This is a genomic window from Porphyromonas bennonis DSM 23058 = JCM 16335 (genome assembly GCF_000375645.1).
In the GTDB taxonomy this organism is placed as follows: Bacteria; Bacteroidota; Bacteroidia; order Bacteroidales; family Porphyromonadaceae; genus Porphyromonas_A; species Porphyromonas_A bennonis.
The window spans coordinates 63,889-73,586 of the sequence record NZ_AQWR01000004.1; the positions used below are offsets into that span (position 1 = coordinate 63,889).

Below are 9,698 nucleotides of genomic sequence, written 5' to 3' on the forward strand. Positions count from 1 at the left end.
ACATGAATAAAGGTAAAGTATTCCTCAACGGATTCATCACAGAGAACCCTATCCTCGTCTCCCTACTCGGTATGTGTGCCACCCTTGGCACCTCCTCGAGTGCTGAGACTGGTATGGGTATGGGTTTGGCGACCACATTCGTGCTCATCTGCTCCAACGTGGTCATCTCGCTCCTGAAGAGCGTCATCCCCGACGGTGTGCGCATCCCGGCATTCATCGTCGTGATCGCTGCCTTCACCACAATCGTTCAGATGTTGGTACAGGCTTATGCCCCAGCCCTCTACGACGCCCTCGGCATCTTCCTCCCATTGATCGTCGTCAATTGCATCGTCCTCGGTCGTGCGGAGTCCTTCGCATCCAAGAATGGAGTTGCCGACTCCCTCGTCGATGGTCTCGGCTCCGGACTGGGCTTCACCTTCGTCCTGACGCTCCTCGGATGCTTCCGTGAGATCCTCGGATCCGGCAAGCTCTTCGGCATGGAGCTCTTCTCCGCTGACTACGGCACACTGGTCTTTGTCCTCGCACCCGGCGGTTTCATCGTCCTCGGGTATATGATCGCCGCCAATAACGTTATCATGGAGAGGCGAAAGAAGAGTGCCGAGCGCCGTGAGCGTGAGGCTGCTGAGCATGAGCTCCTCAAGGATCAGCCCCACCAGACACCCATGGCAGCTAAGGAGGGCGTGTAAGTCTCATCATTGAGTAAGTCATATAAGATATGGAGTATTTAGTCATACTTATCGGCGCAATATTTGTCAATAATATTGTCTTTGCCCAGTTCCTCGGTATATGCCCCTTCCTCGGCGTGTCGAAGAAGCTCGACACCGCCCTCGGTATGGGTGCTGCTGTCACCTTTGTGATGGTGCTTGCCGTGCTGGTCACTTTCGGTCTTCAGAAGGGGATCCTTGACCCGTATAACCTCGGCTACCTACAGAATGTCGTCTTCATCCTCGTCATCGCCGCACTCGTGCAGATGCTTGAGTCGGTACTGAAGAAGGTCTCCCCGGCACTGTTCCAGGCACTCGGGATCTACCTCCCGCTGATCACCACCAATTGTGTCATCCTCGGTGTCGCCATCCTCGTGATCCAGAAGGACTACAACCTCTCTCAGGCGATGATGTACGCTTTCTCAACCGGTATCGGCTACACAATCGCCATCTCGCTCTTTGCGACGATCCGTGAGCAGCTCGCTAAGACCGATCTCCCTAAGGCGATGCAGGGCATCCCCGCAGCACTTCTCGTCGCAGGGATGCTGTCGCTTGCCTTTATGGGCTTCACCGGCGTGGTATAAGGATCCGGGTCACTCTATGTAGTGCCGGAGCTTTCTCTCTGATAGAGAGCGAGCTCCGGCACTACTTTTATGGAGAAGAGTTTTCATAGCGATTTAAGCGTAGGTTTCACTTAGCGGAAGATGGGATTTCTCAGTCCCGGATAACTTTTCCGGGGCAACGTGAACTTTTCTACCGAAATATTGGCTACCTTTGTAGTGAACAGCGCAGATATACAAAGCAAGCCAATGAGTAAAGAGACAATACTGGTAACGGGCGGGACGGGATTCATCGGATCCCACACCACCGTAGAGCTTCAGGAAGCAGGGTATGAGGTGGTCATCGTCGACAACCTCTCCAACTCTGACGAGTCGGTCCTCGACGGGATCGAGCGGATCACCGGTCTGAGGCCAAAGTTTTACAAGTCCGACTGCAACGACCTCGAGGCGATGAGACGCGTCTATGAGGAGAATCCGACTATCGTCGGAGTAATCCACTTCGCTGCCAGCAAGGCAGTAGGAGAGTCGGTCGAGAAGCCACTGCTCTACTACCATAATAACATTGTTTCTCTGATCAATCAGCTGACACTCATGACTGAGTACAGGACGAAGGGGATCGTTTTTTCCTCCTCCTGCACCGTGTATGGTCAGCCGGAGAAGCTCCCCGTGGACGAGACGGCGCCCTTTATGCCTGCCACTTCGCCCTACGGCAATACGAAGCAGATCAATGAAGAGATCCTCCGTGACACGATACACTCGGGTGTGTCATTCAAGGCGATCAGCCTGCGGTACTTCAATCCCATTGGCGCCCATCCATCAGCCCACATCGGTGAGGAGCCTCGGGGTGTCCCTGCTAACCTTATCCCCTACATCACTCAGGCGGCTGCCGGCATCCGCAAGGAGCTGACCGTCTTCGGAGACGACTACCCCACCCCCGACGGCACCTGCATCCGTGACTACATCCACGTCGTTGACCTCGCTAAGGCGCACGTCGCTGCGATCGACAGGATGCTCCACCAGGACGGCGAGAGCTATGAGTACTACAATATCGGTACCGGTAAGGGGGAGAGCGTGCTGGAGCTGATCACCGCTTTTGAGCGAGCAACGGGCGTCAAAGTTCCCTACAAGATCGGACCGCGTCGCGAGGGTGACATCGTCGCCGTATGGGCCGATCCCAAGAAGGCGAATGACTATCTCGGCTGGCAGGCACAGTCCACGATAGAGGACTCCCTCCGAAGTGCTTGGAAGTGGCAGGAGCAAGTTCTCAAGAGAAATCAAAAGTAATAGCAAACTATCTAATAGAAATAATACCACCCCTAACAGTACAATGGACAAGAACGAATTTGGGATTTTCTCCGGGCAAAAGAGCATGAACCTCGCTGAGCAAATCTGCTCCAGCCTGGGGTGTGACCTCGGGAAGTTTAAGTACGAGCGCTTCGCCGACGGCGAGTTCTCCGGCAGCTTCGAGGAGTCGATCCGCGGCAAGGACACCTACATCGTGCAGTCGACCTTTGCCCCTGCCGACAACCTGATGGAGCTGCTCCTTATGGTCGATGCCGCCAAGCGCGCCAGTGCTCACTACATCGCCGCTGTGATCCCCTACTTCGGCTGGGCCCGTCAAGACCGTAAGGATAAGCCGCGCGTCTCCATCGGTGCCAAGCTGGTGGCAGACCTCTTGCAGGCAGCAGGCATCTCTCGCCTGATCACCATGGACCTCCATGCGGACCAGATCCAGGGATTCTTCAACGTCCCCGTTGACCACCTCTACGCCTCCAATATCTTCCTCGACTATATCCGGAAGAATATTGATCTCAAAAACCTCGTCATCGCCACCCCTGACGTCGGCGGTACGAAGCGCGCCAACACCTACGCCCACGCCCTCGGAGTGCCGATGGTGATCTGCCACAAGCTGCGCCTCAAGGCCAATGTCGTTGCCGAGATGCGCATCATCGGTGACGTTGAGGACAAGGATGTACTTCTCGTGGACGATATCGTCGATACCGCCGGCACTATCACCAAGGCTGCCAACCTGATGATGGACCACGGGGCTCGCTCTGTACGCGCTATGTGCTCACACGCCGTGATGAGCGATCCCGCCACTGAGCGAGTGGAGCAGAGCGCACTCAAGGAGCTGGTGGTGACAGACTCTATTCCCTACACCAAGAAGTGCGATAAGGTCAAGGTGCTCTCCATTGCACCCCTCTTCGCTGAGGCGATCCGTCGCGTAGAGACCCACGAGTCGATCAGCAATCTCTATGGTATGTGATCCGAGGTGACCAAGGTTACCAAAAGCAAAGGCACTGAGCTCACCCCGGAGTCGATAACTCCGGCTGAGCTCAGTGCTTTCCGTATAGAGCTGCTGCGCTGGTTCGACAAGCATGGCAGGGAGCTCCCGTGGCGTGGCACGAGGGATCCCTACCGGATATGGGTCTCTGAGATCATCCTCCAGCAGACTCAGACGGTACAGGGGTGGGACTATTACCTCAGGTTTATCGACCGACTGCCGGACGTGAAGAGTCTCGCTGAGGCACCCGAGGACGAGCTGATGCTCCTCTGGCAGGGCCTCGGCTACTACTCGCGAGCACACAATATGCAGCACGCTGCCCGACAGATCATGGAGGAGCATGGGGGCGTCTTCCCCCGCGAAGAGCGGGAGGTGGCAGCCCTCAAGGGCGTAGGTCCCTACACTACCGCAGCGATCATGAGCATCGCGTACGACTACCCTCTGGCTGTCGTGGACGGCAATGTCTACCGCGTCCTGAGCCGCTACTTAGCGACCGACACGCCTATAGACACCACCCCAGGTCAGCGGTACTACCGCCAGATGGCAGGGCAGTTTCTCGAGAGAGAGCAGCCAGGGCGGTACAACCAAGCGATGATGGATCTGGGAGCGACCATCTGCACACCGAAGAGCCCCCTCTGTGCCTCATGCCCCCTCGGAGGTGCCTGCCGGTCAAGAGGGACGGAACTGGTCAACCTCCTTCCCATCAAGGCACACAAGACCATGGTAAGGGAGCGGTGGATAGAGTACTTCCTACTCCTTCACCGGGGACAGATAGCGATCCGCCGACGGGACAGCCGACGTGGGATCTGGAAGGGTCTCTACGAGCTGCCCGGAGTGGTCTTGGAGAGTGAGCCGACCGCCCTGCCCACTCCTCCGAACGGCTGGGAGATCATAGAGACCCTGCCCCTCAAGGACCATCGACTAAGCCACCGACTCCTCCACCTGAGAGTACACGTCTGCAGCACATCGGGCGATGCCGATCCCACCTACCCCGATGGGACTGAGCAGATACCCCTCTCAGACCACGAGACGATCGCCTTCCCCAAGCCCCTCCGCCACTTCCTCGATCACTATACCGGGAGCAACCGTCTCCTCTAATTCGCTAAAATTCAGAAAGCTACCTCTTGACCCACCCACCAAGTGCGGTCTACTAAGTCGCTTCTTACTAAGACGCTTCTTAGTAGACCGCTCTTAGTAGGTGAGACTACTATAGCATCTATGAAGAAGAAGAGCACCCAAGTAAATGGTGCGGAGACAAGAGCGGGGGCGTGTCGGTGTGACACGCCCCCGCTCATATAGTAATGGTAGGTATGGATTACTTGATGTTGGGGTTAAGCTCACTCCACTTATCGACAGAGGGGATGAGACCCATCTTGATGATATTGTCGATCTGATCCTGGAGATGCTTGTAGGAGGCATCGAGCTCCTTCATCTCCTCATCGGTGGCATGCTCGATCGGCTTGATGTGAGCGCCATTACGATCGAGGACAGTCTCCCAGGCCATCATGACGTGATCGTAGCGATCGTTGGAGACATAGGTGCCGACAGGCCAGCGGAAGGCGGGACCACCCATAGCTGCACCGATCATCTCGATAGAGAGCTGTGCAGGGCTCTGGAATGAAGAGCGACCACGAAGCTTGATGATATTGGCACCGCCCTTGATGACACGCTGGCGGAGCTCAGTCCACTGCTCGTCAGTCAGCTTATCCGTGCCGATCAGCTCGGAGAGAGGCTTGCCATCCACCTTGACGCTGCTACCAAAGACAGCCATCTGCTCACCGTGACCACCGTAAGTACGGGCACCGGTCACCTCGTGCTGGAGGACTCCGAAGTGCTTAGCGAGCTCGCTCTGGAGACGGGTGCTGTCGAGGCCGGCAAGCGTGGTCACCTGAGAGGGCTTCAGACCGGAGTGGAGGAGAGCGATGATACCGGTGATGTCAGCAGGGTTGAAGATGATGGTCAGGTGCTCCAGGTCGGGGCAATACTTGCGGATGTTCTCACCCAGCTGCTTAGCGATCTCGCCATTGCCGCTGATCAGGTCCTCACGGGTCATGCCAGCCTTACGGGGAGCACCGCCCGAGCTGACGATGTACTTAGCACCGGTGAAGGCCTCCTTCACGTCGGTGGTGTAGTGGATGTTCATCCCGTCAAAGCCACAGTGACGCAGCTCCTCGTAGATGCCCTCCAGCCCCGGCTCATATACGTCGAAGAGGCAGAGGTTTGGGGTAAGATGCATAACAGACGCGATCTGCGCCATATTGGAGCCGATCATACCGGCAGCTCCAACGATAACCAACTTGTCGTTGCTAACGAAGTCCATAAATAATGTATTTGAAGTGATACGTGTTACTTGTCTATCTGTTTCGTATGCAAATCTAATCAAATACTTAAATAATTCCTCATATTAGCTCAACTATTTTACGATGCACTCTCAGACCGCTTGCCAAGCCATTTTGCTACCTTTGTAAGACTTAGAAAAAGAGAAAGAGATGAAGATTTCGGATAAAATCATCGGCGGCTATCGGATCACCGAGGCGGCAGAGCTGCTGTCGATCATCAAGGAGACGCCCCAGGAAGACCTCTACGAGGAGTGCCACAAGATCACCCGCCGGCTCTGCGGGGATGGATTTGACACCTGCGCCATCATCAATGATAAGAATGGTCGCTGCCCTGAGGACTGCAAGTGGTGCGCCCAGAGCGCACGGCACCATACAGAGATCAATCCCTACGGGCTGCTGCCGACCGAGGAGGTGGTCGCTGCAGAGGCAAAGAATAGAGAGCATGGCGTGCGGCGATTCTCCATCGTATCGAGCGGGAAGCGCCCCACGGATGGAGAGATGCTGAGATACGAGGAGCAGCTGCGTGCGATGAAGGCAAATGGAGCAAAGCATCTCTGCGCCTCGCTCGGACTCTGCACAGAGGATCAGCTGAGGCGACTCCGGGAGGCGGGACTGGAGACCTACCACTGCAATATGGAGAGCTCACCCGGCTACTTCGGCACAGTCTGCACCACCCATCCGCAGTCCGCCAAGGAGGAGACGATCTCAGCAGCGAAGCGGTTCGGGCTGAAGGTCTGCAGCGGGGGCATCGTCGGTATGGGCGAGACTCGGGAGGATAGGGTCGACTTTGCCCTCCACCAAGCGGAGCTGGGCGTGGGGAGCATCCCGATCAACTTCCTCCACCCGATACCCGGTACGCCGCTCGGGGAGAGGAGATTCATCTCGCCAGAGGAGGTGCTGGAGACGATCTGTATCTTCCGTCTCGCCTGTCCGACCGCCTTCCTCCGCTACAGCGGGGGGCGTGCCCTACTCACCCCGGAGACAGAGCGTATGGGCCTCTATGTGGGGATCAACTCCGCCATCACCGGCGGACTGCTGACGACAGTCGCCTCGGTGGTATCGCGCGACAGGGAGCTCTTCCACAGCGCCGGGTACGATACCACTCAGGAGACGAAGTGGGAGAATGGCTGACGGTGCCTATGTGAGGCATTACTTTTACCGATCGTGGATCGAAAGAGACAAAGTAAAAAATTGAAGAAAAAGATTATCTTTGTCTCATAGGGAAACAACAAACTCAACTGCTATGACGAAGGGACTTATCCCCGAGTGGGCTCCTCAGGATGCAGTCTTGCTGGCGTGGCCGGACGAGACGATGGACTGGGCTGACAATCTCGCTGAGATCCGAAGCTGCTACCTGCTGATGGTACGTGCGCTGCTGGACTACGTGCCGGTGATCCTGCTCGCTCAGGATACGACGAGCGTGCCACTGCGGGGCGACTACCCCCACCGGCTGACAGTGCTGGAGATGCCGCTCAATGACACCTGGGTGCGCGACTATGCGCCGCTCTCCGTCATCGACGACCGAGACGAGCGGGCGGTGGTGGACTTTGCCTTCAACGCCTGGGGGCTGAAGTTTGCCGCCGACAGAGACAATCAGGTGGCGTCCAAGCTCCCTATTTTCACTAAAGACATCAAGCGGATCACCCGTCACGACTATGTCCTCGAGGGCGGTGCCGTGGAGAGCAACGGAGAGGGACTGATCCTCTCCACCTCGTCTGTCCTGCTAGACCCCAATCGAAATCTCGGTCGGGGTGAGGCAAGTGTACATACCCTCACCGAGCCGATCCGGGAGGCCCTGCATGCGGACCGAGTGGATATGCTGGAGGTCTCCCCCCTTGAGGGGGACGATACCGACGGACACATAGACACGCTCGCCCGCTTCTGCGATGGTGAGACCATTGTCTACGCCTCTTGCTCCGACGAGGAGCACCCGGACTACCATACCCTCCGTAAGCTTGATGAGGAGCTTCATCGGCTCTACGGCGAGAGGTATCGCTTGGTCGCACTGCCAACGCCCGAGGTGAAGAGAGACACGGATGGGTCCGCCATGCCGGCAAGCTATGCCAACTTCCTCATCACCAATCGCATCGTCCTCGCCCCCACCTACCGGGACAGGGCGGACGATGAGGCTCTATCGACACTACGTGACCTCTTCCCGGAGCGGAAGGTCGTGCCTGTGGACGCTATCCCGCTGATCCGTCAGCACGGCTCGATCCACTGCGCCACGATGCAGTTTCCCGAGGGATTTATCGACGAAGAATACAAGTGACTATGCGTACCGCCCTTATCCAACAGCACAATACCGGCGACCTCCGGGACAATCGTCTCCGCCTCGGCGAGAAGATCCGATCTGCAGCGGCAGATGGAGCCGAGCTCATCGTACTGCAGGAGCTGCACGACGGGCTCTACTTCTGCCAGACGGAGGATGTCGACCTCTTTGACCTCGCTGAGCCGATCCCGGGACCGGCAACGGACTTCTATGGTGAGCTGGCACAAGAGCTCGGAGTGGTGATCGTCACCTCGCTCTTTGAGAAGCGGGCACCGGGACTCTACCACAATACCGCTGTCGTGCAGGAGCGCGACGGCAGCATCGCGGGCGTCTACCGCAAGATGCACATCCCGGACGACCCGGGATACTACGAGAAGTTTTACTTCACCCCGGGAGACCTCGGCTTCCACCCCATAGAGACCTCCGTGGGGCGACTTGGGCTGCTGGTCTGCTGGGATCAGTGGTACCCCGAGGCTGCCCGACTGATGGCGCTCGCCGGAGCTGAGCTACTGATCTACCCCACCGCCATCGGCTACGACGACCGGGACGACCGGGAGGAGCAGGAGCGACAGCGCTCCGCCTGGCAGCTGGTGATGCGCGGTCACGCAGTCGCCAATGGTCTCCCCGTCATCGCTGTCAATCGTGTCGGGCGAGAGCCGGCGCCCGGTGATGACCCCGAGGCGGGTATTACCTTCTGGGGCAGCTCCTTCGCTACCGGACCTCAGGGCGAGATGCTCACCGAGCTTCCCCTCGATGAGGAGGCGACGGAGATCATCGACATAGACCTCAAGCGATGCGAATTGGTGCGCCGCTGGTGGCCCTTCCTCCGCGATCGGCGGATCGATCACTACGACGACCTGACGAAGCGGTATCGCGACCCCTTTTGACACTCACCTTCTTACCCTCACCTTATTATGCTACGACTAATTGAGAACGACCCATGGCTGGAGCCCTACGAGTCCCCAATACAGGGACGGTACGAGTATGCCAAGTGGAAACTCCGTGAACTGACAAAAGAAACCAATGGCAGCCTCTCCGACTTTGCTGACGGGTACCTCTACTACGGGCTTCACCGTATAGAGGGAGGAGAGTGGGTCCTGAGAGAGTGGGCGCCTAATGCGACAGCCATCTACCTCCTCTGTGACGGCAACGGCTGGGCCAAGGATGAGGCATATCGCCTCAGCGCCCTCGGCAATGGATCGTGGGAGGTAAGACTACCCGCTGACACACTCGCTCACGGGACGCACTACAAGCTCCTCGTGGAGTGGGAGGGTGGTAGCGGTCTACGCATCCCCGCATGGGCTGACTATGTGGTGCAGGACCCCGGGACGCACCTCTTCAGCGCCGTCGTATGGGATCCCGAGAGACCCTTCACCTTCCGGAGCAAACGCCCCACCCTCGGTCACGAGCCGCTCCTGATCTACGAGTGCCACATCGGTATGGCGACGGAGGAGGAGAAGGTCGGTACCTATCGGGAGTTTATGGAGAATGTGCTGCCGATGATCAAGGAAAAGGGCTACAATGCCCTGCAGATCATGGCGA

General features: G+C 57.6%; 9 protein-coding genes and 1 pseudogene. 9 read left to right on the forward strand and 1 reads right to left on the reverse strand.

Annotated elements, in window-relative coordinates; translation table 11 throughout:
• Positions 1 to 2: 2 nt before the first annotated feature.
• The 5 genes from rsxE to mutY all read left to right on the forward strand — a co-directional run bounded on the left by rsxE (position 3) and on the right by mutY (position 4,646).
• Entirely contained in the window at positions 3 to 686 is a 684-nt protein-coding gene (rsxE, locus tag B088_RS01670) for an electron transport complex subunit RsxE (RefSeq protein WP_018106674.1), read from the forward strand.
• Positions 687 to 715: 29 nt separating this feature from the next.
• Positions 716 to 1,288, forward strand: a complete 573-nt coding sequence (locus B088_RS01675; RefSeq protein WP_018106675.1) for an electron transport complex protein RnfA — start codon at positions 716 to 718, stop codon at positions 1,286 to 1,288.
• 225 nt (positions 1,289 to 1,513) lie between these two features.
• Positions 1,514 to 2,548: a UDP-glucose 4-epimerase GalE gene (gene galE / locus B088_RS01680; RefSeq protein WP_018106676.1), complete on the forward strand. Its 1,035-nt coding sequence runs from the start codon at positions 1,514 to 1,516 to the stop codon at positions 2,546 to 2,548.
• Positions 2,549 to 2,591: 43 nt separating this feature from the next.
• Complete coding sequence (locus B088_RS01685) at positions 2,592 to 3,530, forward strand: ribose-phosphate pyrophosphokinase (protein WP_018106677.1); 939 nt, start codon at positions 2,592 to 2,594, stop codon at positions 3,528 to 3,530.
• 6 nt (positions 3,531 to 3,536) lie between these two features.
• Complete coding sequence (gene mutY, locus B088_RS01690) at positions 3,537 to 4,646, forward strand: A/G-specific adenine glycosylase (RefSeq protein ID WP_018106678.1); 1,110 nt, start codon at positions 3,537 to 3,539, stop codon at positions 4,644 to 4,646.
• Between the two features lie 217 nt (positions 4,647 to 4,863).
• On the opposite strand, the gene B088_RS01695 is transcribed toward mutY, so the two are convergent.
• Positions 4,864 to 5,868, reverse strand: a complete 1,005-nt coding sequence (locus B088_RS01695) for a malate dehydrogenase (RefSeq protein ID WP_018106679.1) — start codon at positions 5,866 to 5,868, stop codon at positions 4,864 to 4,866.
• Positions 5,869 to 6,037: 169 nt separating this feature from the next.
• On the opposite strand from B088_RS01695, the gene bioB reads away from it, so the two are divergent.
• The 4 genes and pseudogenes from bioB to B088_RS01715 all read left to right on the forward strand — a co-directional run.
• Positions 6,038 to 7,018: a biotin synthase BioB gene (gene bioB, locus B088_RS01700; protein ID WP_018106680.1), complete on the forward strand. Its 981-nt coding sequence runs from the start codon at positions 6,038 to 6,040 to the stop codon at positions 7,016 to 7,018.
• A gap of 112 nt (positions 7,019 to 7,130) precedes the next feature.
• A complete protein-coding gene (locus B088_RS01705) occupies positions 7,131 to 8,156 on the forward strand; it encodes an agmatine deiminase family protein (protein WP_018106681.1) in 1,026 nt (341 codons plus the stop codon).
• 2 nt (positions 8,157 to 8,158) lie between these two features.
• Complete coding sequence (locus tag B088_RS01710) at positions 8,159 to 9,043, forward strand: carbon-nitrogen hydrolase (RefSeq protein WP_018106682.1); 885 nt, start codon at positions 8,159 to 8,161, stop codon at positions 9,041 to 9,043.
• Between the two features lie 27 nt (positions 9,044 to 9,070).
• Positions 9,071 to 9,698 (forward strand): annotated as a pseudogene (locus B088_RS01715) (1,4-alpha-glucan-branching enzyme); the annotation flags it as partial.

Excerpts from the sequence above, each read along its gene's own strand:
- bioB (WP_018106680.1), top strand. The coding sequence starts at position 6,038 with ATGAAGATTTCGGATAAAATCATCGGCGGCTATCGGATCACCGAGGCG.
- B088_RS01705 (WP_018106681.1), top strand. The coding sequence starts at position 7,131 with ATGACGAAGGGACTTATCCCCGAGTGGGCTCCTCAGGATGCAGTCTTG.
- rsxE (WP_018106674.1), top strand. The coding sequence starts at position 3 with ATGAATAAAGGTAAAGTATTCCTCAACGGATTCATCACAGAGAACCCT.
- B088_RS01675 (WP_018106675.1), top strand. The coding sequence starts at position 716 with ATGGAGTATTTAGTCATACTTATCGGCGCAATATTTGTCAATAATATT.
- B088_RS01695 (WP_018106679.1), bottom strand. The coding sequence starts at position 5,868 with ATGGACTTCGTTAGCAACGACAAGTTGGTTATCGTTGGAGCTGCCGGT.
- B088_RS01710 (WP_018106682.1), top strand. The coding sequence starts at position 8,159 with ATGCGTACCGCCCTTATCCAACAGCACAATACCGGCGACCTCCGGGAC.
- galE (WP_018106676.1), top strand. The coding sequence starts at position 1,514 with ATGAGTAAAGAGACAATACTGGTAACGGGCGGGACGGGATTCATCGGA.
- B088_RS01685 (WP_018106677.1), top strand. The coding sequence starts at position 2,592 with ATGGACAAGAACGAATTTGGGATTTTCTCCGGGCAAAAGAGCATGAAC.